This is a genomic window from Terribacillus aidingensis, assembly GCF_040703035.1.
Taxonomy (GTDB): Bacteria; Bacillota; Bacilli; order Bacillales; family Amphibacillaceae; genus Terribacillus.
Window position 1 is genome coordinate 3,197,466 of sequence record NZ_CP159996.1, and the last position, 25,626, is coordinate 3,223,091.

The following is a 25,626-nucleotide window of genomic DNA, read 5'->3' on the forward strand; positions in this document are numbered from 1 at the left end:
TGTTTAGCGAGGGAAAATCATGCCAAAAACAGACCGAAGAATTGAGCGCACGAAATCCACCTTAATAGCAACATTTCAGAAGCTTGTCTTAGAAAGAGGCTATTCCAAAGTTAAAGTAAAAGATATCGTAGACGAAGCCAATTACAATCGCACCACCTTTTACGTCCATTACGACGGCAAAGAGCAATTAGCCAAAGAAATGATCGAACTAGAAATGGGGCGTTTCTGTTATGAATTCTGCAAACCAGTTCGTGATAATCCCATCCTCGACCTAACGAAGATGAACCCAAATGAAACGGATGTATTCCAGTATATAAAAGATAACAGCCATTACTATGACTTGCTTGTTATTCAGGATCCGATACCAGGGATTCGCGAGGCTTTGTTAGAGGTGCTTAAAGATATCTTCCAGAATCGATTTTCCTTTATTGGAGATAAAGCATCTGAGATTAATGCAGATTATTTCACTCATTATAGAGCGTATGGTATTTATGGCTGGATATTGGAGTGGATTAGGGCTGGATATGATGCAACGCCTTCTGAGATGGCTAGGAGGATTATAAATTTGTTGCATTATCATTCTTCTTTGATGAGAGAGGTTAATAATTAAGGTTAATAATTAATATAAGACTTTATCCTGAGAAGATATAGAGAGCTATCTCTCAGGATAATTTTTACAAGCTTCACCTTATTATGATACGGTTCCCGTGGTGCATCTAAATGAGGTTTTGTTTAATATTTATTAAATAACCTCATTTTTCTTCTGCATAAGAATTCCTTCTCCTCATGAATATAATTCAAGTAATTAAGCATTTTGTCGATTAATTCTCTACAATTGCAATTCTTCAACTTAACCGACCTATAAGTATTAAAGTGCTTATTTGGTTTATCTGGGTATTGTTTTCCATCAATTAAAATTGAATCGGTTAGATAAGAAAAGTCAAACCACACATATTGTTATCAAGTAATTTATGGGCTATTTTTACTACAAACTCTTTTTCACTTTCAATAAATAATCAGAATTGAACTTCTTGAATTTGTATTCCTACAATAATGGGACTGTCTAACTTTTGACCAATTACATATTTGGCTTCAGTAATACCCGAACCCCGTATAAAACCGGAATCTGTAAAAACCTCTTGGTTTCTATCCTTTTTCTAATTATTCCCTGAAACTAAAACCACATCACCAATTTCATTTTGGATTCTACTATGCAATTCTGTTGCTAAAATCTCATGGTTAAGCTTTAAATAAAAATGTGCATACACCAATTTTCACTTCTAATCGAAGCCCTGAGAAGTGGACTGACGTTGTCGGCAACCATGGAATGATGACGGCGATATTAGACCGACTAAAGAACCAGCAAAAGATTTTTAAGGACTAAAAGTGTTCAATTGGGGTTGACGGCTACATAGCTCTCTCTATTTATACTTCCTTTTAATTTTCGGTACAATCTCCGGTAATGCTTTCATGAGCTCCATATTATGTTCCAATAGGTTACTAGTTTTTGGGTTATTAATCGAATCATGATCAATATTACTTGTTAATTCATCGATATAAGGAATTTCCTTTGGATTCGCTGTTGAATAGGCTTCTACCGATTTTTCAAAAATTATTTCATTAAGTCCCCACTCTCGGGACACTTTGTAAATTTCACCTTTTAATTTGTTCCGCTTCCATTCTTCATATGCTTCATCAAAGTTAACATCACTCGCTACATTTCCAGGTTCTAATTCCTCTTCAACAAATTGCTTCAGTAGCTCTGCTTGATCAAAATCACCCATATTACTTAATTCTTCAATATGTTGATAAATAATACGTAATGTTTCTGCGTCCACTGTTTGTTTTCCGTTTGTCGAAGTGGCTTTGTCCCCGATTAATTGAATTATATAATACGCATCTATTTTTTGTGTACCAGCTAGCTTTGCTTCACCTAAAGGTAATACAGGTAATTCTTCTGGATCGTCGTCCGGATTATCATCTCTCGTTACGTTACGATATGCACCGACATAACGCATCCACTCATGTTCTGTTATACCGAATGCTTCATCTACCCAAGCAAATTCATAATATTGCTGAATCGTATTTAGTTGACCGTTTGCCTTTTTAAAAGCTTTTACAAAGATTTCCTTTGCCTCTTCATCTTTTTCTAAGGCTTGCCATGCCGTTGGATCTTGTAATATCTGTATCACTTCTTGTGAGTATTTTACAAATTCATCTACTGCTACGGGATAGGGTTCTACAATTGCTTTACTACTCTTTCCGCCACTTCCATATAAAATTAATGCATCATTTACTGCTTCTTCCGTTATTCTTGGGTACTGGAAGTTGACAATCGTACCAAATTCCTTTTCTTTCCCATAGATACGGTTTGTGCGTGAATAGGCTTGAATTAATCCTTGTAGTGCAAGTGAACGATCCACATATAATGCGTTAATAAATTTAGAATCATAACCTGTTAGTAACTGATCTGCAACAATAACAAGGTCAATGTTTTTCGGATTTCGACCACTTCCACCTCGTGTTGCTCGTTCAACGACATCTTCATAATATGCATCGTCACCCCTTCGCTTATCACCGTAAGCATATTCAATTCCAGTGAAAGCTGCATAATCTTTAAACATCGTTTTAATTAATTCTGGATCGGTAGGTTCTTTATCTGCATCTGTTCCAAAACTAAATGTCATCGCCACGTTAATAGCAATATCATCACGTTCCGCTAATTGCTTTTTAAACTCTTCATAGTAAGCAATTACTCGATGTTTGAATGCGACAGTTAAAATGGCATTGAAAACCTTATGTCGTGATTGATCTTCCCAGTTGTTTAATATTTCCTCAACTACTCTCGGGATATGTGTCTCATCATGATAAAACAATAATTTACGTTTTTTTGCTTCCTTTTCTACTTCTAACTCGGAGAGTTCATATACTTGTCGTTCCAGTTTTCTCTTTGGGGTGTCAGGTTGTTCAGCTAATTTATATTCAACAATTTGCTCTCGTAATGTATCGTAACTTTCAAACTCTCCGGTATTTATGTAGTCAACATGAAATCCTAATACGTTTTTATCTGCAATTGCTTCATCTATCGTATATTGATGCAATAGTGGTCCGAAAAGCTTTTCTGTTGTATCGATGAGTTCACTCTTCTCATTGATCATTCCTTTAATCTTATTCTCATCAAATAAGGGTGTCCCAGTAAACCCATAAAACAAACCATTTTTCCGGAAGTAATTTTTAATGGTTACCATCATATCACCCATTGTCGTTCTGTGAGCTTCATCAATAATAAAGACGATTTTATTATTTGCTAAACTTTCGTCCTTCGCTTCAATTAAATCTTTCACAAGATTATTTAATTTAAACGTTGTCGTTACAACGATACCTGTACTAGGAGATGACAAGAGTTTACGTAATTGAAATGTGTGTGCTGTATCATCAACTGTTACTGATTCGTATTGTGCATATGCTTTAAAATTATCACTCGTACGACTGTCGAGTTCCTTTCGATCCACTAAGAAAACAACGTTATCAAATCCTGCTCTAGTTGATAAAAATAGAGCTGTTTTAAAACTCGTGATCGTTTTACCTGAACCTGTTGTATGCCAAACAAATCCACCATGAGGAATTTTATCTTCATTATCCCACCCTAAGGCAGCACCTTCGACAGCTTGTAAGGCATGTACTTGATAAGAGCGCAATAGCATATGCTTGCAATTTTCCGCTTCTCTTGCTTCATCAATGACTAAATAATCACCAACCATTTGGTGTGCCATCGGAATCATTAAGAAGTGACCAATGACATCTTCCCAATGATTAATTGGTTGATTATGCTTATTCGCCCAATGAAAAACAAAACTTGGATTAAATGCTTGAATTGACTTTGGTGTTGCAAAGTAACGAGTAGCTACTTCTGATGTCATCACCATCATTTGTGAAAATGCCATAAAATTATTCACATATTCACCATCTGCATAATAACGTTTAAACTGATTAAATGCTTCTTCTAACGATTTATCTGTACGCTTTTGCTCAATATTAATAAGTGGTAGACCATTAATGAGTAAAACAATATCAAAACGATTTCCATTCGGTGTTTCTACTTCTCTCGCGATATTATAACTTGAATCTCCACCACGTACTTGTGCCTTTTTTAAGATGGTCAAAGTAATTTGTTCGCGTGTTACGTCTGGATGAGCATCTCGATAAATGCCATCAATTTTCCCAGTTGATTGTTCCATTGCTAAAATCTTTGCCGCTTCATAACTATTATCAATTTGCGATACTTTTGCCATCACTTGTGCAAATTCATTGTCTGTTAAAGGAACACTTTCCAAGGCATCCGCATTCATTCGGTTCAGTTCTCCACGCCAATGATTTACTAAATCTTGTACAGTAACCTTTTGTTTATTTCCATTAAGAAAATCTGGTGCTTTCCATTTATATTGTTGTAGTTTTGCAGCGAACTTATCTTGAAAAGCTTTCTCTGCCGCGTTTTTTCGCCCATTACTCATTGAATAGCTTCCTCTCTACACAAACATTTCTTCTAAATAAGCCTCTTTCATTTTCTTTAGTTTTTCTAGCTTTTTTTCTTCTGTTTTAATTTGATCATCTAAGTTTGTAAAGAACAACGATAACATTTCTAGCTCTTTTATATTGTTTGAAATAAGTATTTCTATGTTTGACATTACATTATTCATAAGCTTTGGATTTCCAATCTTAGAAACATGTTTCCATGCCTTTAAATCAAGTATTTCAGCGACAGCTTTACAAGCATATCCTTCTTTAGAAATAAGGACACCATTAACATTTGTACTATAGAATTTACCTTCTCTGTAATTAACTGTACCCGCATTAGCCCCATCAGTAGTCCAGGTAATAGCTGTGTCAAATAAATAATCAGAATAATAACCCAATAGACCATTATTTTGGGTTTGTGAGGAATATACCGGATAATGTGAAATCTTACTCTGTTTTTTTTCGATTTTTGTTGTTGAAAGTACATTACCTCTTGTCACTTGAAATATATCCCCTACTCTTCGTCTTACCCATTTCTCTTCAAATCCCTCAAATCTTCTTTTCGGTAGGGTTTCGCCTTCTTGTGGTAACATTTCGGTTAAATAGGCAGACTTTAATGCTTTTACTTTAGCAATCATTCTTTCTTGATTTGCAATTCTTTCATCTAAAATCTTAAAAAATTTACCGATTTTTTGTTGTTCAATTAAATATGGAAACTTTATAGGCGAAGCATTTGCAGGTTTTAAAGTGAAGTGTTTAATTGTCCCACCTGAAGATGCAACATCCATATACTTTTGCATTCTTGGACTCATAAAATAAATACTCATAAAAGAGCCATCTAACAACTTTGAGGTCGATGTCTTTATATATAGAATAGCCCCACCCTGCACATACACTGGTGATTCGTCTTCTTTGTGATACACAACTCCAACTTTCCCACCACTGGTAAATAAAACATCTCCCTTTTGTGGCGCACCAGTTTTTAACACGAATCCTTCATAGGTCTCTTTAGAAATAAATAGTTCACCTTGTAACTTTTCATTTGCTAAATCACTGGATCTTAGATAGGGAATGCCTTTTTCTTCCCATAATTTATTTGAGATCCTCGCGCTATCTTTTACTTCTGCTAGTTCTCCTAACTTACGCAGTTCCCAATCATTCGTAAACCCTTCGAACCTTCTCTTTGGAAATGAATTCTTTTGTTCCATTACTCAGTCACCACCAGTTCTTCAAGCATTGCTTCAAATTGTGCTTCTAGTGATTTACTTTCTTCTTCAATGGTTTCTAACGTATCAGCATATCTTTCCTTTAATTCTTTCAATATATCCAGCTCATTTTTAAGAGGTGCTTCTACAAGTTTTATTATGTCTCCTGTTAATTGACCAAACCACTTTTTATATATCAGTTGATCGATTTCTTCATTCGTTAAGTTTTCAATTCTTTCTTCAACTTGTTCAGTTAATTCCTTTTCTTTTTCTCTAATTGCTTTGTTTAAAGATACTCTTTCATCCAATAGTTTTCTTACCTTGTCTAATAAAACATATTCACCCGTATCTTTAGCAACTTTCTTTAATTCTGCTTTTACTGCTGATAAAGTAAAGTCGTCTTCTCTAGCATTTAAAGCATCTCCTAAGATTTGCGCTTCTTCACTTTCTTCTACTTTTGCCGCTTCAACGAGTTCATTTATTTCATCATTAATAGCTGCTAAAGCTTCTTTTTGTGTTTCCACATCACGTAGTTCTTCTGTATAGAGTTCCTTTAATATAAGTTCATTCAGTACAATTGCTCCAACCCAACCTTCTTGTTCTGTTCGCTTTGTTTTACCAGAACCTTTTGTAACCATATTCGCTTCGCGTGTTTTTCCGACTGTGTAAAAGTCACTAATAGCAATTTTCTCTGTATCTTGGGATAGTATATTTTCCCATAACTCCGCAATAATTTGATAACCATCATACATATTAACGTGATTAAATTGTTTTAATAGCTCTTTAATTTCCGATAACATTTCTTCTTTTAACGGTTCAATATCGTTCACGTCAGCCACTGTTTTTAACTTTTCCCAATATGTATCCATATAGGACTCTGTTACTTCTTTTATTGCCTTAATTTTATTTTGTACGTCTACATGTGTTAGCACTTCTTCTCTTAAATCTTTTACTGATTGTGTTAATTCCACATAGCCTGGACGTACTTCAGTAAGCGCATTAAATAAAACATCTTTCGTCATCTCGTTTAGCACAGTTAGTTTTTTAATCTGGCTTAACGGAATACCGCCATACAAATGTGCATCTACATCATGGGCAATATCTTCTTCGACCACTTCAATATAACGTGGGATATTTATGTTATATTCATTTTCTATGATGTCTTTTTTTGTTGCAAGATAACTATACCCTGGTTCACTCGTCCGTTCGATATATGTATCAACAATTTTAGCGATATCCTTCTCTTGTAAGACGTGTTGCTTTCCTTCTTTTACAAACGATTTAGAAGCATCAATCATAAGAACAGGGTCATCTAACTTTCGGTTCTTTTTCAAAATCAACACCGTTACAGGAATGCCTGTATTGGTAAACAGTTTATCTGGCAAGCCAATGACTGTATCAATATAGTTTTTCTCTAATAGTCGTTTACGAATTTCCCCTTCTGCCCCTCCACGGAATAATACACCATGTGGAAGTACAATTGCCATCGTACCTTCTTGACCTAAATGGAATATGCCGTGTAATAAAAAGGCATAATCACCTTTAGAATCTGGTGGTAACACTCCTGCAACTTCAAATCGCGGGTCTGTTACTTTTAAGTCTTCTTGATTCCAATTTTTAACTGAGTATGGTGGGTTCATCACGACCGCATCAAACTGAACACCCTCGTTTGGGCGTTCTGGATTCTCAGGCCAATCTTGTCCTAGTGTATCGCCATTTTTCACCGTCATTTTTTCTGGTCGAACCCCATGTAATAATAGATTCATTCGTGTTAAGTTATATGTAGCCGTATTTTTTTCTTGCCCATAATAATGGAGATCTTTTCGGTTATCTTCTGTTAAATATCGACTAACCGTTAAAAGTAATGAACCCGAACCAACAGTAGGGTCATAAATCGATTTTACTTCCGTCGTTTTGGCAACAATTTGTGCCATGACTTCACTTACTTGACGTGGCGTATAGAACTCTCCAGCTTTTTTTCCCGATTCCATCGCAAACTGCCCGATTAAGTATTCGTAAGCATCTCCTAACACATCACCTTTTTGAAGTGCAACCATATTTAGATCGGCGAATAATTCAATTAATTTACGGATATTTTTACTTCGAGCATTCAAGTTGCTTCCTAAAGCAGTGTCAGTAAGATCAATCGTAGAACTAGAAAAAAGTCCTTTAAAATCATCGATATCTCCAGTTGTAGCAACAGTACGTTCAAAACTTTGTAAGCTCTCTGTTACCTTCTCTAATTCAAATGTGCCTTCACGAATATCTTTTAACCACGTCTGATATAAGTGTTTAGGTAAAACATAATAACCAAGGACATTTTGAATCATATTGATGAGATTGTCCCCATAACTTGCATAGGCCTCTTCATAAGCTTGGACAATTTCTTCCTCATTCCCTTTAGCACCGCTTGTTTTGACAAATGTTTCAAGTGTTTTATCACTAAGGAACTTATAGAACATTAATCCTAGCATATAATCTTTATAACGACTCGCATCCATAGAACCACGAAGGTCATTAGCACCGTCCCATAGTCTACTTTTAATATCATCTGATGTAATCATGTTCTTTCTCCCTCAATTATATTTATTTTTCAATCAGACCACTCGATAAGGAAGCCTTCGACAACTTTTATGCAATACTTTTTAATGTGGTATACCATCTCAACGCATCCGTATCGTCATGCTTCAAAAAAGTTACTCGCTTTTGTAAATAATCGGTGGTTATGGTTTTTCTTGATTTATAAACTAAGACTTTTAACCCGATTTATAATTGATAATTATATCTTAGGCTATCATGTAAACGTGATGATTTCATTTAAATGTTTTTCATCTCTTAGCTATTATTGAAATAGCTTCATTCATTTGTAACAATCATTTTTTATAATCCAGCTACGATATTCATGTTAACAGTTCAAAATCAATCACCTGTTTTTTTTCTTTTTTAGAAGGTTTACTAGGTCATTTGACTTTTTAGAGACTTGGGCACAAGAACCTTGTCTCACCTAGTCAAATACATACTTGTCGGTCCATTTTCGTGTCCCTGCGTCCCTATAGGATAATAGTTTAATCTACTTTTAAAAATCCTGTTTTCACTTCTTCCTCAATCACTTCTGTTAAACTGTTTCGTGTTATTTTCAAGCTTTTATTTGCTGTTAACCTAACTACTTTAGGAAAGCCGTCTTCATTTCCATCATATTAATAACACTCGAGTAATTCCCTTTATCACGAGTTGAGTGTGGAATTGGACCAAATAGAATAAGTCTATTTTCTGGTCTATGACTAATCGTTTAAAATTAATTTTTTTATATTCATTAAATCCTAAATGCAGTTTCACTCTATCTTTGTCAATTCCTTGATTTTTAAATATCTGATAGATAACGTGTTCTTTAACATTACTCTCTCCAAAAATATGTATATTTCCGTTTGGATAAGTAAAGCTGTTTTCTTGTTCTCGTAGCAAATCAATTAAATTATACTCATTTAAAGTTATTCTTAACGTTCTTTCGTCAGTAGCTTGTATAATTTTTCGAGTTAAAATAGATGAGGCTTCAGCAGCGATGTCAAATAGCAACTCTTGATCTACTTGCATCCTACCTCACCTCCATAATTTTATTCTTTTCTTCTTCAATTCGCTTAATTCTCTCCAAAGTAACTTTTTGTTCTCTCTTCAATAAATCATATGCTTTTCCAATTTTGTTTTGTTCCTCTTCTGTCAGCACTGGAATCATAATTTTTTCTAAATCTCTAATACTTAAAGTCTTCATCACGGTTCCTTTTTCGTATTTCTGTAGTTCTCTCATACCTAATTCACTTTGCAAATAAGCTTCAAGGTACTTTGTATTGATTTTATTTTCATCAATCTCTAAAAAGTATAAGTTACCGTTAACTAATATTTGTTTTTCTTTTTGTTCAATAGATGCCACTTTAAATGGAGACATTTTAGATATAATTAATGAATCATTTTTTATTACATGTTTTTCTAATGATGGATCAATTTTCTTTATAAATGGCAACTTCTTATTCACTATACCATTTGTAAAACTGTTCAAAGCTAAATATTGGTATGGTGTAGGTGTTTCCGACTCTATTTCCTTTAAATTATTATTAGAAATCATTGCACCACGATTAATTGTTTTGACAACATCTTTTAATTGTACTGTATTTTCATAAGGTAAATCTGGAATTAAATAGCGTTTTGAAGATAATATAAAATCTTCATTTTCTATAACTTCAAATTTGCAAGTTTTACTTAATGGTCCAATAACCTCAATTGCTTTAATGATTTCTTTAATATCGTCATCTTTTAAAACTGTTTTATGTCGTGTTTTAGTGCCCATTTTTGTCGCATCGACAAATGAAACACTCGAATTATTTTTACTTAAAACAAGCAAACTTACTGGTATGCCTGAATAATCCAATAACCCCCCCGGGAGATCTATGACTGCTTCAATTAAACCATCTTTTAATAATTGTTTTCGAATTAGGGCATCACGATTATTAACCATTGGAGCTTCATTCATTACAACTACTACTTTTTCAAAGTTTGAATGTAAAACCGCATCTAATACGAATAACCAAGTACTATCATAATTAGGAATTAATTCTTCGTATGCTGTCCCACTAATTTTTTTATTAAGTACTTCATCATATATATCTTTTGACACCCTAAGTCCGAGTGGTCCATTTATAAATACCTTGTTTGCTCCGAATACACTGATATCAGTTTTGAGTGCATTACCTAAAATAATATTTGATGTATCTTTATTCAGCATGTCTAGTAATAGTTTCGAATGAATATACGCCTGTGGATTAATTTCTACACCCATTAGTGCTACATCTTTTTCCATCGACAATTGCGCCAATGTAAAACCTAATCCTGAGCAAATATCAAGTACTGAATCTTTATTATGAATATCAAGTAGTCGATCTACTAATTTTATAATACTGATAGGCGTTTTTTGTATAGTGTTCTCACTATTATCAAATATTAATGTTTGTTCTACAATCTCTAGCCATTCCTTCTCTGATAGTATTGATATCTGTTTAAATTTTTCTATTAGATTACTATTATCCTCATAAAAATCTTTTAAGGCCCATTTTACTTTTTCATCTTCAATATTCGTGAGTATCTCCTCGAATCCCATTTTTCGCAACTTTTGACTTAAATATAAAGCAATAAACTGTGAGTAAGGTTCCTGTTTGCCATCTCCTCTTGTTTCACTAACTACTCTTAATAAATCATTGATTCTGTTCTCCAACACAAACACCTCCATGGTTTTTATATACCACATTTAATCTTGGTTTAAATATACCATTTATATCTTTTTTGTCAATGGTTTATATATACCAGGTTAAGATATCGATATTTTTTAAGATATTTATTGTTCTAAAACTTTGTTACATAAATTTAAAAATGATCACCAATTTTAAGCGATAACAGAAAATTATATAAGTTTAACATGATGCAATTACATGTTCTAAAGAAATGAGGCTATTCCCTTTAAGATGGGAATAGCCTCTCATGCCAGATTACGAATTCAATTAAAGCTTACGATGCAGAAGATGCTGTACTCAACTGTTTAATAGAATTCTTAAAAGATAGGGTTTGCTTTAATCAGACTATAGAAAATATTAATAAACACACGTTTAAATTAAATGTACAACTAAAACTACAGATAGATAGCATTGAAATAGAGCTTAAAGAAGTTAATTTCATATACGGAAGCAGTTGAAAAAAACCTCTTTCCAGTTTCCACTCTTCAGGAACGAGTACAGAAAGTATCTAAACGGAAGAGCAACTTAGAACAAAAGAAAAATGAACTCTGCAATAATCTAAGTTCATCAAATTAGAAAGTCATCCCACTAGATGTTATAAGACACTTATTAGAAAAATTTTTGCAAGTATACCAACAATCACCTAGAGATAAAAATAAACAACTCTTTCAACTTTTACTAGCTAATATAACTCTTGAAATCCGCTTCTTGCACTCGCATCGTTGATAAAGTACCATCTTATGTATTTAATTTAAAAAACTCTTAAGCGCTGAAATTTTATCTTCTATTTTTTTTTGATTATCACTTATCCCACTTTGACTCAAAGGTTCCTTCTGCTTGATTAGTTCAAGTTCTCGTTTTTTCCTTGAAACTTTATCGTCATTGCTCTCAATTAGACTAAATCTCAACGTTATGCTTGAATCTTCAATTTGTTCTTTATAAAATCCAAAGTATTTTGGATTCTTATATAGTTCAAACAAATGTGCTGCACACCTAACTAAAACAAAAACTGATTCGCCTATGTATAGTGCCTTAATTTTGTTGTTCTTTTCCACACTAATTTCATATACTCCAGAACCAATCGCCTTTATTAAATTTCCCTGAAAAAATTCAATGTTAATATTCATATTTGTTTCTTTCAAACTTAAGACCACCTGTCATATTTTTTATTACCCTTAAACCTCATCTACTTATGATATGGTTCCCCCTTAATAATCCGAAAAGCCCGATAAACCTGCTCCACCAACACCAGCTTCATCAACTGATGCGGAAATGTCATCTTCGAAAACGACAGCGCATAATCACTCCGTTGCATGACTTCCTCACTCAATCCCAGAGATCCACCAATCACAAACACAATCTTGCTCTTTCCATAAGTCGCCAGGCTGTCAATTTTCGACGCGAGTTGTTCGGATGTGATCATTTGGCCTTTTATTTCCAGGGAAATGACGTAGTCGTCGGGGCCGATTTTCGACAGGATGCGGTCGCCTTCTTTTTGTTTGACGATTTGCATGTCTGCTTCGCTCAGGTTTTCGGGGGCTTTTTCGTCTGGTACTTCGACTAGGTCGACTTTGGCGTAGGCGCCGAGGCGTTTTGTGTATTCCTCGATGCCTTGCTTGAGGTATTTTTCCTTTAGTTTGCCGACGCTGATGATGGTGATTTTCATTTGATTGCCTTCTTTCCGTCCAATTTGTCTCTATCTGTCATTATATAGCTGATTGGCGGAGTTTACACAGTGTTTTATGAAGAATGATGGAGTAGAATTCGTGTATGTTGAGGGTTGGTCTTTCCATTTCAGACTATTTCTTCCGATAGTTATTCACTTCTCTACTATATACGACCATGCTTAAGACAAATAAGATAGTGGAAAGCCAGGTCACAATGCCGCTCCATTCTCCATTCAAGAGCGTTACATTGATAATATTACTAATGTGCATAACGGCTATGATAATAATCAGAGTCGTGAGCGTTCTCATATGTTTAAACCTCCTGCATATCACAATTTAAATCAGTGAGAGTTTTTATCAAAATAGAGTTTCTTTTAATTACGTATACCCTACGCTTAAGTTCCATCAAAAATAGCCCCTCCTGCTCGCACAGAAGAAGCTGTTCTTATTCTCTCTTTTATAACCTCTTCTTAAAGCATAAATATAATAATCACAGAGGTAAGTATAGAGCTAGTACCAACTATAAAAGTGCTTTGTGTAATATGAGCAGCTAAATTAGCTTTGAAAGATTGCATATTAGGATCATTTTTTATTTGGCTATCCGCTTGTTCTGCAGACCTCGATTTCCGGACCATGCGTTCACCGATAATTTTGAAGCCTTGGATCAATGGTGTCAGGAATCCTGTATGTAGGATGAGTGCTATTGCGGCGATTATGATTAGGATGAGGCCGATTAAGAATGCAATATTAGATACATCTGCTAGCGAAAATGGAGCGGCAACTGTTGCGATGTACCAGCCGAGGAGGGTTAAGAAGAATAGAGAGACTTTCCACTTCATTTTACGTGCTCCTTTCCTATGTAACGGAAAGCGAGATCTGTCAGAGATCCCGCTTTCCATCATTTCAGTGTGTTACTCAGATACTTTTTCTGCCCATTTCAGGTAAGGGTAACGGTTTACCGGATAGACAATGTTTTCGAAGTTCTGGGAAGTCAGGTAGTTGTTTGTATAATGGTAGATTGGGTTGAATGGCAGATCTTCCATTAATACTGCTTCTGCTTGGTGCAATAATTCGTAACGTTTGTCTGGGTCTTGTTCTACTTTGGCATCGGCCATAAGCTGGTCGTACTCTTCATTCACCCAGTTTGTACGGTTGTTCGGGCTGTCACCTAGATAGTAATCGAGGATGACAACTGGATCTACAAGGACGCCAATCCAGCCCATGCGAGCCATTTGGAAGTTACCTTGCTGTGTTGTATCCAGGTATGTTTTCCACTCTTGGTTTTCAAGCTTCACATCTACGCCAAGATTGTCTTTGTACATGGCTTGTACTGCTTCCGCAATTTTCTTGTTGTTTTCTGCTGTATTATAAGAGATGGATACTTCCGGAAGCTCTGTCCAGCCTTCTTCTTCCATACCTTCTTCTAGAAGTTTTTTCGCTTCTGCTGCGTCTTCTTCAAAGTATTCGCCGCCAGCTTCACGGAAGTCGCCTTCTGGCGTTTCCACACCTGGTGGTACAAATGCATATGCTGGTGTTTCACCTGATTTGGTCACGTTTTGTGTCAGTGTTTCGCGATCCACTGCAAGCGTGAATGCTCTTCTGATTTTTTCATTCGTGAATGGTTCTTTTTCTACATTGAACATGTACATGTACGTACCGAAGTATGGTACTTCGCTATATTCTTCTGATTCCTTCTCTTGCTCAATCACATCAGATGGCAATGTTTGAATCAGATCCAGCTCACCTGTCTTGAACATTTGATAGTAAGTTGTTGCATCGTTGACGATTTTGTAGGTTACTTTGTCGAGTTTTACAACACTGTTATCCCAATAGTTTTCATTCTTCTCGATAACAACTTCACTGTCATGCGCCCATTTTGTCAGCTTGAATGGTCCGTTACTAACATACGTATCTGCTTCTGCAGACCATGCACTGTTCTCTTCCACAAGCTCCTGCTTTACCGGATAGAATGTCCACATTGTTAGTAGTTCGTCAAAGTAGCCAAGCGGTGCGCCTAGTTCTACTACAAGTGTCTTATCATCTTGTGCTGTGATACCAACGTCTTCTACCGCGCCATCACCTTTGTTATAAGCTTCTGCACCTTTGATATAGTACATGTAGAACGCAAAGGAGCTACCTGTGTCCGGATTCAAAACACGTTTCCAGCCGTACTCGAAATCTTGTGCTGTTACATTGCTGCCATCGGACCATTTTGCATCGTCACGAAGTGTGAATGTATACGTTTTTCCATCTTCGGAGACATCTACATTTTCAGCAGCTCCTAGTACTGGATTTCCGCTTTCATCTTTTGTATAAAGACCTTCAAATACGTGGTCTAGAACCCAGCCTGACGTCGTATCTGTTGCAAGTGCCGGATCCAAATCTGGCGGCTCACTCATTGCATTGACTGTGATTTCCTGCGGAATGTCTGCTGCGCTTCCTCCTGAGCTGCCATTACTGCAGCCTGCAGCAACGATTACAAGTATGAGCATACCTACTAGCCATTTTTTCATAACATCTTCCCCCTTCAAATTTGATTATTGTAAAGATGGCACGCTGTCCAGTGCTTTTCTTTCACTTCGCGCCACTCTGGCACTTCCTTGGCACATACATCCATCGCAAATGGACATCGTGTCCGGAAACGACAGCCGCTTGGCGGGTCGACTGGACTTGGCGGATCGCCGTCCAACACAATTCGCTCACGTCTTTCAGCTTCGGGATTTGCGATAGGAATAGCAGATAATAGCGCTTTTGTATAAGGATGAAGCGGATCGTGAAACAGCTCGTCGCTGTCGGATAGCTCCATCATCTTCCCTAAGTACATGACACCAATGCGGTCACTGATGTGCTTGACCATGCCTAAATCATGGGCAATGAATAAGTATGTCAGATCCTCTTGCTCCTTTAGGTCTTCCAGCAGATTGATGACCTGCGCCTGGATCGAAACATCCAGTGCTGATATCGGTTCATCGGCTACGATGAATTTCGGTTCGACCGCCAGCGCCCGGGCAATCCCGATCCGCTGCCGCTGCCCGCCGCTGAATTCATGCGGGTAGCGTTTGGCATGCTCTGGCTGCAGTCCAACTCTTTCTAATAGCTCATACACACGATCCTGCCGGTTTTTCCCTGTCGCTAATTTATGTGCATCAATCCCTTCAGCAATAATGTCGCCAACCCGCATCCGTGGATTCAACGAGGCGTGAGGGTCTTGGAAGATGACTTGAATTTCCCGGTTTATCTGTCGCTTTTGCTTCTTATTTAATTGACTCAAATCCAGGTCATTGTAGACGATCTTGCCTGAGGTTGGGTCTTCTAAGCCGACTATCGTTTTACCAAGCGTTGATTTACCGCTGCCGCTTTCTCCTACCAGGCCGAATGTTTCGCCGCGTTTTATCTCAATGGAGATATCATCGACAGATTTAACGGTCTTTTCTTTGCCTATCGGGAAGTATTTCTTCATTTGCTCGATCTGGATGATCGTTTCTGTCATGATAACTGCCTCCCTGCTGCAACCAATTCTTTAAGAGCTGGTGATCTGGAATCGTTCAGCCAGCATTTCGCTTCATGTCCGCTATCGATTGAAAAAGCAGGAGGCATTTCTGCTACACATACGTCCATCGCATATTTACACCGTGGCGCAAATGGGCAGCCCTTTGGAGGGGAAAATAAATCCGGCGGTGCGCCTTCGATCGGTACTAAGCGCTTTTTATCCGCAGCATCTATATCCGGAATCGACTCCAGCAGTCCCCATGTGTATGGATGCTTTGGATTATGGAATAATTCATTTACCGAAGCTGTTTCGACAATCATGCCGCCGTACATGACAGCAACCCGTTCCGCTGTCTCTGCAACAACTCCAAGATCATGGGTAATCAATATAATAGAAGTATCCATTTCGTCTTTTAGATTCTTCATCAAATCCAGTACCTGTGCTTGAATGGTTACATCCAATGCTGTCGTCGGTTCATCCGCAAGAAGAACCTTCGGATGACAAGCCAGCGCGATGGCAATCATGATCCGCTGGCGCATCCCGCCGCTGAATTCATGCGGATACTGCTCATAGCGTTCGGCTGGGTTTGAAATGCCGACACGCCGGATCATGTCAATCGCACGTTCCTTCGCTTCCTGTCCCTTGATGTTTTGATGAGCCGTAATACTTTCTGCGATTTGTTTACCGACCTTCATCGTAGGGTTCAAGGAAGTCATCGGATCCTGAAAGACCATACTTATCTGTGAGCCTTTCACCTTTTGCATATCACGTTTGGATAGCTTTAAGAGATCCTGCCCTTCTAAAAGCACTTCTCCGTTCTTTATTTTGCCTGGCGGAGTTGGGATCAGGCCCATGATGGATTGCACGGTAACACTTTTCCCGCTGCCGCTTTCACCGACTATGGCTAGGATTTCTCCCTTATCAACATGAAAGGAAACATCCCGGACAGCTTGTACTTCTCCTCCATATGTCTTAAAACTGACTTCCAAATTGTTCACTTCCAGTAAGCGTTCCAACATCCCACCTCCTATTTAGTTGCTTTCGGATCAAGTGCATCCTGTAGGCCGTCGCCGAATGCGTTAAACGCAAACATGGTGAGGGCAATCATGAATCCTGGGAAGAAGAGTCGCCACCACTGCCCGCTGAGAATGACGCCTAAGGAATCGTTCGCCATCGTTCCCCAGCTTGCAAATGGAGCCTGAACTCCTAATCCTAAGAAGCTTAAAAATGATTCTGCAAAGATCGAGGAAGGTATCGTAAAGGTTAGGTTCACGATAATGATACCTGCTGTATTTGGAATCAAATGCCGCCAAATGATCTTGGGGTGGGAGGTCCCCATCTTTTGGGCAGCCAGCACATATTCCTGTGACTTCAGCTGGAGTATCTGACCGCGTATAATCCTGGCCATCCCTACCCAGCCGGTAACCGACAGTGCAATGATGATGGATGTGATACCTGGCTCCATGATTACCATCAGCAGGATGACAATCAGCAGATAAGGAATACCGTACAGAATCTCCACGATTCGCATTAAAATACTATCAATCCGGTCACCGAACTTACTTCGTCCGGCCATGTAACCAGAGATTCCTCCGATTGTTACCCCGAGGATGATATCGATTGCTGCGGCAATGAGTCCGATCGTTAACGAAACCCGGGCGCCATACCAGGTTCTCGACCAGACATCCCGTCCTAAGTCATCGGTTCCGAACCAATGCTCACTGTTTGGTGCCACGTTGGTGTTGACCAGATCCTGTTTTGCCGGATCGAATGGAACCATATGCGGACCAGCTATTGCCAGAAATCCAATCACTAGCAGCAGGGTGAACCCAAGCACTGCCATCTTGTTTTTTAGAACAGAAAGGATTGTTTCCTTCCACACGCTCATGCTCGGGCGCTGGATAGGGGCATGTCCCCTTTTTTCTGGTGATAAGGGGCGAAAAAGGGAATCATCCACGCGTTTAGCTTCCATCTTACTCCCCTCCACTCGTTAGTTTTATTCTTGGGTCGATATAGCGGTAAGATAAATCGATGATGAATAATGTCACGACCAGCAATACACTGAAGAAAATCGTTGTTCCCATGATGACTGGATAGTCCCGGTTGAAAATACTATCTACGAAGTAACGGCCGATGCCAGGAATTGCGAATATTTTCTCAATAACGAATGTTCCGGTAATTAAGGACACAAATAAAGGACCTATGAAAGAAATAACCGGCAGGATAGCATTTCGAATGCCATGCCTGATGACTAGCTGCGTTTTTGATAATCCTTTGGCGTCTGCTGTCTTGATATAGTTCTGGTTTGTCACTTCAAGCATGCTGGAACGCATAAAGCGCGCGATAACAGCAAGCGGTGTAGCAGCTAATGCTAACGTTGGTAAGATGGAATGCTGCCATGTTCCCCATGAAGCAACAGGCAACATGCCCCACTCTACGGCAAAATACTTGATTAACAGCGGAGCCAGGATAAAGCTCGGAACAGATATGCCGATTATCGCGATGAACATCGATGCATAATCGAGCACTTTGTTATGATTCAAAGCTGCTACGATCCCTAACAGCAATCCTAGAGCCAAGGCGATGACCAATGCCTGTAAGCCTAGTAAGGCGGATGCTGGTGCACCATCGGCGATGATGGAATTGACTGATCTTGTTTCGGATTGAATGGAGAATCCTAAATCGAATGTCACCAAATCCCTCATATACAGCACATACTGCACGGCTATTGGCTCATCCAGGTTGTATTTCGCCCTGATATTTTGCAATACTTCTTCCGGAAGCACGTCAGCGTCTGAAGCAAATGGATCACCTGGAATGAACTTCATGATCAAAAATGTCAAACTTGCAATGACCCAGATTGTCAGCAGCATGATAAGCAATCGTTTTACAATATACACGGATTCACCTCCACTATTTTTCTACCTGTCACACTTATGCATTCACACTGCCAAGCACGCCATTTGTCGCTGTCATCGCTATAATCACACAGCCCCACATATGCTTGTAAGCTGTGACAATATCATCACACGTAAAGCGGATGCTTCGCGGACCAGTCAGTTCCACGGTAGGAAGTGTTGTTGTCATCATGGCCTGCTGCGGTCCTTTGAACTCGATGTTAAAGGTGACAGGCCCTTCTACTGTTTGCGGCTTAAAGCTCTTGATGTCTTTAACCGCCAGTTCTGCTTTTTTGCGGATCTCTTTGCGGGCAACTTCTGGGTGAAGCAGCTCGGCTGCAAATCGGTCAACAGCTCGTTTTGTCACTGCACCTTTTACATCAGGCAATGTTTCTTGCACCTCTTTTACATACGCATCATCACCGCTGATGAAAATAGCTGGTACGTTAAAGCCGCCTGCTACTAGCGTGTTCATTTCCGTCTCGCCGACAACTCTGTCATTGATCTTCATTTCATTCACACAAATACCTGCCAGTGTATGGCTAATGACTGTACGTTCTGATCCAGCTTCACGTCCATGATGTCCAACGAACATAATGCCATCGAAGGTGTCATCCAAGCCTTCCAGCTGGCACATGACGCGGTTATTACCAGACACCAGCCTTGCACGCGGATCCAGCTCTTCTACCAGTATGTTGGACATATTGCCATGCCCATCGGCGATGACAACCTCTTTTGCTCCGCCATTATAGGCTCCTTCAATCGCAGCATTCACATCTGCTGTCATCAGCTTTCTGAAACGCTGGTATTCGGAATTCGTTTTTAACTGCTGATTGGTTGCAACACCTGAGATACCTTCCATATCTGCCGAAATAAATATTTTCATCATGACCCACCTTTGAATGATAATTATAAATTTTCTAACTAATTAACTTAAAAAAAAGCGTGCTCAGAAAGGAAACGTTGATTGTTCATCGACACTCTTCACAAAGGCTTTTACTAGATCCTTTGTTGCGATCAAGTCGCCCACGTCTACAAGTTCAATGCTGGAATGTGTATAACGGGAAGGAATCGATAATACACCTGTCGGAATGCCTTTGTTGGCGTATGTGACTGCACCGCCGTCTGTCCCAATCCCAGTGAATACTTCCAGCTGATAGGGGATGTCCTGCTCCTTAGCTAGCTGGACTAGCAGCTTCTTCATCGTGTTTGGCACAATCAAACTAGCATCCATTACTTTAATGCCTGTCCCTTTCCCTAAGCTGAGGGTCTGATCCATTGTTTGCTCAAACGTATCACTCACTGCCGTTGTATCGATTGCGATAGCGACGTCTGCATCAATATGTTCGGAGGCTGTTTTTGCCCCTCTCAATCCGACTTCTTCCTGAACTGTGAACAAGCAAATGAGCTCGCCTGCGAAATCCTGCTCTATTTCTTCTAAAACTTGCAGGATCACAGCACACCCTGCCCGATCATCCAGTGACTTGGCGCGGATTTTAGGTTTTTCAGAAGTCCCGAGAATCTGCAGTTCAGAACCCCAAGTGACAGGAGTTCCTACCTCTATGCCCATTTCCACTGCTTCTTGATAAGAGCTTGCACCAACATCTATGTATAGCTGACTATGCTTTCTCACCTTTTGCGCGTCATCAAATTTAGCAAAGTGTGCCGAAAGCGTTCCGATTACGCCATTGATATGCCCTTCCTCGCCTAGCACCTTTACCGGCTGGGCAATAAGATTGCGGTCATCGTTGCCGCCCAGCTTTTCAAAGCGAAGAAATCCGTTTGCTTCTATCTTTTTCACAATAAAGCCGACTTCATCCATATGAGCTGTTAACAGAATGGCTGGTCCTGGCTTCGCCCCTTTTTTCTTGGCGATGACATTGCCAATAGGATCTATTATCACTTCATCTGTCTTACTGGTTAGATAATCCTTTAGAAAATAACTAACCTCCTGCTCGTAGCCGCTTGGGCCCTGCAGGCTGGTCAGCTTCTTTACTAATTCAATCAAGCGAGCAGCTCCTTCCTAGAGATATTCGAATGTATTCTTGTAGTTTTCCAATTGAATGATCGTATTGATCTCCGTGATTCCTTCGATGCCGTCAAGCTTGAGCATACAGTCCTTTATGTCCTCCTGGCTCCGGACATTGATTTGAATCAGCAGCTGATAGCTACCGCTAGTCATCGTGATATAGCGAACTTCTTTTATCCTGCTGAGTGCTTCCCTTACCTTTGTGATCGTTCCTTGCTTTGTTTTTATTTGAATAATCGCTCCAGCTTTCAAACCAAGTGCGATTGGATTCACTACGCCTACTACTTCAATGATGTTGTGCTGTACTAAGTTTTTATAACGAAGTCTGATTGTTTTCTCCGTCACTTTTAATTCACTTGCTATTTCTGAAAATGCTAAGCGGCCATCCTTGGATAACATTCGGATAATACCGCGGTCCAGCTCATCGATTTGATACTCCACTAATCTTCCTACTTTCGGACTTTTCTACTATTATACTCCCCTTTTTGATACATAACCTTACATTGAAGAACATTTACAATATTCAATTATTGATTTACTATCGTAATTAGGAATTAGGTATAGAGGGTATTATATTGGATAAGTTTTCAGAAATCAATGATAATTTAGATATTTATGGAGGTTATTGTATGAAGGCCATAACAAATGTATCTGGCGTAGACGGAACAGGAAACACATTTAGAGATACAACTATTTTAATCAAGGACGGAAAATTCACTTCTATCGACGCATCCAGCATTCCTGAAGGTTATGAAATCATTGATGCTAGCGGCACATACTTCACCCCTGGATTAATTGATGTGCACACCCATTTGGGTGTGCATGAAGAAGGCATAGGAAAAGAAGGTCACGATTTTAATGAAACAAGCGCAGCAGCAACGCCACAGGTGCGCGCAATCGATGGAATAAACCCGCAAGATCGAGGATTTGAGGATGCCAGACGTTCGGGTGTTACGACAGTCCAGGTTATGCCTGGAAGTGCCAATGTCATTGGCGGGGAAATGTGTGTGTTAAAAACAACAGGGACAATCGTGGATGATATGGTCATCCGCAATCCTTCCGGTCTGAAAGCTGCAACAGGAGAAAATCCAAAACGTTTCCACGGTGATAAAGGAAGAATGCCTACGACTAGAATGGGTATCGCGGCCATTCTTCGCGAGAAATTTATTGAGGCGCAAACCTATCTGGAAGATCGTGAAGCTGGAAAAGCAGCCAGAAACCTAGGCTTAGAGCATATCGTCAAAGTATTAAATAAAGAAATACCCCTCCGCGTCCATGCCCACCGTGCGGATGATATCGTCACTGTTTTACGCTTGAAAAAGGAATTTGATATTGATTTAACGATTGAGCATTGTACCGAAGGACATCAAATCGCACCGTTCATCGCCAAACAAGCTATTCGTGTATCGGTAGGACCGACAATGACACCTCGCTCCAAAATAGAGCTTGCCGATAAAGGCTGGAACACACTGCTTGCCCTGGCAGAAGAGTCTGTCCCATTCTCCATCACGACCGATCACCCTGTCATTGCGATTGAGCATTTAATGACAAGTGCGATTTTAGCTGTTAAATACGGCTTGTCGGAAGAAGAGGCTCTTAAAGCCATTACACTAAATGCGGCGAAACATCTAGGCGTAGATGATAGAGTCGGTTCTGTTGAAGCTGGCAAGGATGCTGACTTTGTCCTCTGGACCGGCAACCCATTTGATTTGCGAAATAAAGCAGTGCAAACCTATATAAACGGCGAATTAGTATAAGAATGCACGGCAGGTTTCTTAATAGACCAGGCTTATATGGAGAAACTTGTCCCATATCATGACAAATAAATAGATGTCCCATGACAGGAGGCAGCAAACTATGACAGCAAACGGTCTTTCAGCACAAGATTTAGTCGAATTCTCCTTCTTATCGGATCCTCAGTTATCACCAGATGGCAATTGGGTTGTTTTCGTGAAGCGAGTAATCAACAAGAAAGAAAAATATCAATCAAATCTATTCCTGATGCACGTGGACTCAAAGGAAATCACACAATTTACCCAAGGTGATTTCTCAGATGTGCAGCCGAGATGGTCACCTGATGGACGATACATATTCTTTGTGTCTAATCGCTCCAAGAAGCAGCAAATATGGAAAATTGCTTTTAACGGTGGTGAAGCAAGTCAGGTTACCACTTTTAAAAGAGGTGCTTCTCAGCCTGTTTTGTCACCAGACGGAAAGAAGGCTATCGTTACCGTACCGTTAACCGCATCAGACGATCTGGAAGACAAGGAAGCTAAAAACGAAAAGACAGAGGAAAAACTAAAGCCATATATCACAACGAACCTGGTGTACAAGTCCGATGCAAAAGGCTTTTCAGACGAAACCTTCGATCATCTCGTATTGATAGAGTTGAAAACTGGTACAGTCACCTTACTAACAGATGGGCAATATAACCATCATTCGCCGGCATTTTCTCCAGATGGCTTGCATGTTGCATATAGTGCCAACCGTTCAGAGGATCCGGAGCAGACATTTTTCTCAGATATCTATCAGTTAGATTTAACTACAAATGATACAGAAAAACTTACGAACAGCGACAAACGATTCTATACACCAAACTACTCACCTGATGGAACAAAGCTCTCTTTATTGGGTGATGATATGGAATACACAGGAGCAACGCTCACTAGAGTCTGGACACTGGATCTTGCAACAAAAGAACTCTCCTGTTTAACGAGTGAATGGGATGTGGAGTGTCATGATGTCGCTATCAATGATATGGGCACAGGTGCTGCAAGTGCTGGCGCCGTCTGGAGCAAGACAAATGATGCCTTATTCTTCTTAGCAAGTGAACGAGGATCCACTAGCTTATATCAAGTGACGTTAGATAAAAACATCACCAAAGTTGTTGGCGGGAAACGCCAGGTTTACGCTTTTAGTACTGATAAGAATCAGGAGCGGTTTGTGTACGCTGTCAGCCAATCAGCCGCTATTCCTGGCGACTTATTTGTGTCAACCTTATCAGGCGATGACGAGCAGCGCTTAACAGCTGTGAACGAGCACTTGCTGCAAACGAAAACATTATCGGCTCCAGAGGATTTTCGTTTTAAAGCAAATGATGGAACCGAACTGCAAGGCTGGATCATGAAACCAGTTGGCTTCCAAGAAGGCGGAACGTATCCGCTTGTCTTAGAGATTCATGGCGGCCCGCATGCGATGTACAGTCATGCTTTTATGCACGAGTTTCAAGTTCTTGCTGGCAAAGGCTATGGTGTCCTGTTCATGAACCCAAGAGGAAGTCATGGCTATGGGCAGCAGTTTGTCGATGCAGTGCGCGGTGATTATGGCGGCATTGACTATGACGACGTGATGGGCGCTGTAGATTATGCTTTGGAGAATTATGGCTGGATTGATTCTTCCCGTTTAGGTGTTACTGGCGGAAGCTATGGCGGCTTCATGACGAATTGGATCGTCGGCCATACAAATAAGTTTAAAGCGGCCGTTACACAGCGTTCGATCAGTAACTGGCTCAGCTTCTATGGTGTGAGTGATATCGGCTACTACTTCACCGAATGGGAACACAAAACAACTGTGATGGAAGACCCCGAGGAGCTGTGGAGAATCTCTCCGCTCCGTTATGTAAAAGATGTGGAAACACCACTGCTTATTTTGCATAGCGAAAACGATTATCGCTGCCCGATTGAACAAGCCGAACAGCTGTATATCGCATTAAAGCAGCAAAAGAAACCTACACGTTTTGTACGTTTCCCAGAATCAAATCATGAGCTGTCCCGAAGCGGAGATCCAGGTTTGCGCATTATTCGTCTTACTGAAATAACGAACTGGTTCGATCAGTATTTGAAATAAAAAGGAGAATTAGATTTGAACATCTTACTCACAGGATTTGAAGCTTTTTTAGGGATGACATCAAATCCTACAGAAGTGATTGTACGCAGCTTGGACGGAGAAACGATAAATGGGAAAAGGATAATCGGCAAGGTGCTCCCTGTAGATTTCAAGAAAACGTCCAGCGTTATCATAGAACATATCGACGAATACCAGCCTTCTGCTGTCATTTCTCTAGGACTGGCAGCTGGCAGAAATAGAATCACCCCAGAAAGAATCGCGATAAACTGCATGGATGGAGAAGCAGACAATGCTGGAAATCAGTATGACGGGCAAAAGATATTTGAGGATGCACCTGATGCCTACTTCTCGACCTTGTCTATTAAAGATATGGTGGCGAAACTGCTGGAACATAATCTGCCAGCGAAGATTTCTAACACTGCTGGCACCTATTTGTGCAATCAAACGATGTACACCGTCAGACATCACATCGAAACAAATAAGCTGGATATGATCTCAGGATTCGTGCATATACCAGCACATCATGAATTGGCATTGAGCAACCCTAAGCTGCCTTCTTGGTCAGTGAAGGATTTGGAAGAAGCGGTGCGAGTTATTATTGGAGCAGTTTAAAATTCGTTGTAGAACTATAAAGTTTGGACAGAGATGTTATTAACAGATAAAGCTCCTCCTGCTATACAGGAGGGGCTTTTACTTGTACA

General features: G+C 39.5%; 22 protein-coding genes. 5 read left to right on the forward strand and 17 right to left on the reverse strand.

Going from position 1 to position 25,626, the window contains the following annotated elements; all coding sequences use genetic code 11:
- The first annotated feature begins 19 nt into the window (after window positions 1–19).
- Together ABXS78_RS16515 and ABXS78_RS16520 are read left to right on the forward strand one after the other, a co-directional pair.
- Window positions 20–610: a TetR/AcrR family transcriptional regulator gene (locus ABXS78_RS16515; RefSeq protein ID WP_366248132.1), complete on the forward strand. Its 591-nt coding sequence runs from the start codon at window positions 20–22 to the stop codon at window positions 608–610.
- A 648-nt stretch (window positions 611–1,258) separates the two neighbouring features.
- Window positions 1,259–1,384, forward strand: coding sequence for an ATP-binding protein (locus ABXS78_RS16520; protein ID WP_366248133.1), 126 nt, complete (start codon window positions 1,259–1,261; stop codon window positions 1,382–1,384).
- A 37-nt stretch (window positions 1,385–1,421) separates the two neighbouring features.
- On the opposite strand, the gene ABXS78_RS16525 is transcribed toward ABXS78_RS16520, so the two are convergent.
- From ABXS78_RS16525 to ABXS78_RS16605, 17 genes are all read right to left on the reverse strand, one after another.
- Complete coding sequence (locus ABXS78_RS16525) at window positions 1,422–4,511, reverse strand: HsdR family type I site-specific deoxyribonuclease (RefSeq protein WP_366248134.1); 3,090 nt, start codon at window positions 4,509–4,511, stop codon at window positions 1,422–1,424.
- Between the two features lie 15 nt (window positions 4,512–4,526).
- The gene (locus tag ABXS78_RS16530; RefSeq protein WP_366248136.1) at window positions 4,527–5,723 is read right to left on the reverse strand and encodes a restriction endonuclease subunit S; all 1,197 of its coding nucleotides are present in this window, start codon (window positions 5,721–5,723) and stop codon (window positions 4,527–4,529) included.
- Window positions 5,723–8,284, reverse strand: coding sequence for a type I restriction-modification system subunit M (locus ABXS78_RS16535; RefSeq protein ID WP_366248137.1), 2,562 nt, complete (start codon window positions 8,282–8,284; stop codon window positions 5,723–5,725). The genes ABXS78_RS16530 and ABXS78_RS16535 overlap by 1 nt, the downstream gene beginning before the upstream one ends.
- 628 nt (window positions 8,285–8,912) lie before the next feature.
- Complete coding sequence (locus tag ABXS78_RS16540) at window positions 8,913–9,311, reverse strand: hypothetical protein (protein ID WP_366248138.1); 399 nt, start codon at window positions 9,309–9,311, stop codon at window positions 8,913–8,915.
- A 1-nt stretch (window position 9,312) separates the two neighbouring features.
- A complete protein-coding gene (locus ABXS78_RS16545) occupies window positions 9,313–10,980 on the reverse strand; it encodes an N-6 DNA methylase (protein WP_366248139.1) in 1,668 nt (555 codons plus the stop codon).
- A gap of 762 nt (window positions 10,981–11,742) precedes the next feature.
- Window positions 11,743–12,138: a hypothetical protein gene (locus ABXS78_RS16550; RefSeq protein WP_366248140.1), complete on the reverse strand. Its 396-nt coding sequence runs from the start codon at window positions 12,136–12,138 to the stop codon at window positions 11,743–11,745.
- A 44-nt stretch (window positions 12,139–12,182) separates the two neighbouring features.
- Window positions 12,183–12,662, reverse strand: a complete 480-nt coding sequence (gene rlmH / locus ABXS78_RS16555; RefSeq protein ID WP_318539783.1) for a 23S rRNA (pseudouridine(1915)-N(3))-methyltransferase RlmH — start codon at window positions 12,660–12,662, stop codon at window positions 12,183–12,185.
- 133 nt (window positions 12,663–12,795) lie between these two features.
- The gene (locus tag ABXS78_RS16560; protein WP_366248141.1) at window positions 12,796–12,972 is read right to left on the reverse strand and encodes a hypothetical protein; all 177 of its coding nucleotides are present in this window, start codon (window positions 12,970–12,972) and stop codon (window positions 12,796–12,798) included.
- Window positions 12,973–13,133: 161 nt separating this feature from the next.
- On the reverse strand, window positions 13,134–13,502 hold the full coding sequence (locus tag ABXS78_RS16565; protein WP_366248142.1) for a DUF3899 domain-containing protein: 369 nt from the start codon (window positions 13,500–13,502) through the stop codon (window positions 13,134–13,136).
- A 72-nt stretch (window positions 13,503–13,574) separates the two neighbouring features.
- On the reverse strand, window positions 13,575–15,176 hold the full coding sequence (locus ABXS78_RS16570; protein ID WP_366248143.1) for a peptide ABC transporter substrate-binding protein: 1,602 nt from the start codon (window positions 15,174–15,176) through the stop codon (window positions 13,575–13,577).
- A 14-nt stretch (window positions 15,177–15,190) separates the two neighbouring features.
- Window positions 15,191–16,153 carry an ABC transporter ATP-binding protein gene (locus ABXS78_RS16575; protein WP_366248144.1) on the reverse strand — a complete coding sequence of 321 codons (963 nt, stop codon included), beginning with the start codon at window positions 16,151–16,153 and terminating at the stop codon, window positions 15,191–15,193.
- Window positions 16,150–17,172, reverse strand: coding sequence for an ABC transporter ATP-binding protein (locus ABXS78_RS16580; protein WP_366248145.1), 1,023 nt, complete (start codon window positions 17,170–17,172; stop codon window positions 16,150–16,152). Before ABXS78_RS16580 ends, ABXS78_RS16575 begins: the two co-directional genes overlap by 4 nt.
- 8 nt (window positions 17,173–17,180) lie before the next feature.
- Complete coding sequence (locus tag ABXS78_RS16585) at window positions 17,181–18,125, reverse strand: ABC transporter permease (protein ID WP_366248146.1); 945 nt, start codon at window positions 18,123–18,125, stop codon at window positions 17,181–17,183.
- Between the two features lies 1 nt (window position 18,126).
- A complete protein-coding gene (locus ABXS78_RS16590; RefSeq protein WP_093726102.1) occupies window positions 18,127–19,053 on the reverse strand; it encodes an ABC transporter permease in 927 nt (308 codons plus the stop codon).
- A gap of 34 nt (window positions 19,054–19,087) precedes the next feature.
- The gene (locus ABXS78_RS16595) at window positions 19,088–19,939 is read right to left on the reverse strand and encodes a M55 family metallopeptidase (RefSeq protein WP_366248147.1); all 852 of its coding nucleotides are present in this window, start codon (window positions 19,937–19,939) and stop codon (window positions 19,088–19,090) included.
- Between the two features lie 60 nt (window positions 19,940–19,999).
- A complete protein-coding gene (locus ABXS78_RS16600; protein WP_366248148.1) occupies window positions 20,000–21,058 on the reverse strand; it encodes a M42 family metallopeptidase in 1,059 nt (352 codons plus the stop codon).
- Window positions 21,059–21,073: 15 nt separating this feature from the next.
- The gene (locus tag ABXS78_RS16605) at window positions 21,074–21,520 is read right to left on the reverse strand and encodes an Lrp/AsnC family transcriptional regulator (protein WP_366248149.1); all 447 of its coding nucleotides are present in this window, start codon (window positions 21,518–21,520) and stop codon (window positions 21,074–21,076) included.
- 188 nt (window positions 21,521–21,708) lie between these two features.
- On the opposite strand from ABXS78_RS16605, the gene ABXS78_RS16610 reads away from it, so the two are divergent.
- The 3 genes from ABXS78_RS16610 (at window position 21,709) to ABXS78_RS16620 (ending at window position 25,537) form a co-directional block, all read left to right on the forward strand.
- Window positions 21,709–22,836 carry an amidohydrolase gene (locus ABXS78_RS16610; RefSeq protein ID WP_366248150.1) on the forward strand — a complete coding sequence of 376 codons (1,128 nt, stop codon included), beginning with the start codon at window positions 21,709–21,711 and terminating at the stop codon, window positions 22,834–22,836.
- Window positions 22,837–22,936: 100 nt separating this feature from the next.
- Window positions 22,937–24,925, forward strand: a complete 1,989-nt coding sequence (locus ABXS78_RS16615) for a S9 family peptidase (protein WP_366248151.1) — start codon at window positions 22,937–22,939, stop codon at window positions 24,923–24,925.
- Window positions 24,926–24,940: 15 nt separating this feature from the next.
- Window positions 24,941–25,537, forward strand: coding sequence for a pyroglutamyl-peptidase I (locus tag ABXS78_RS16620; protein WP_366248152.1), 597 nt, complete (start codon window positions 24,941–24,943; stop codon window positions 25,535–25,537).
- The last annotated feature ends 89 nt before the right edge of the window (window positions 25,538–25,626 follow it).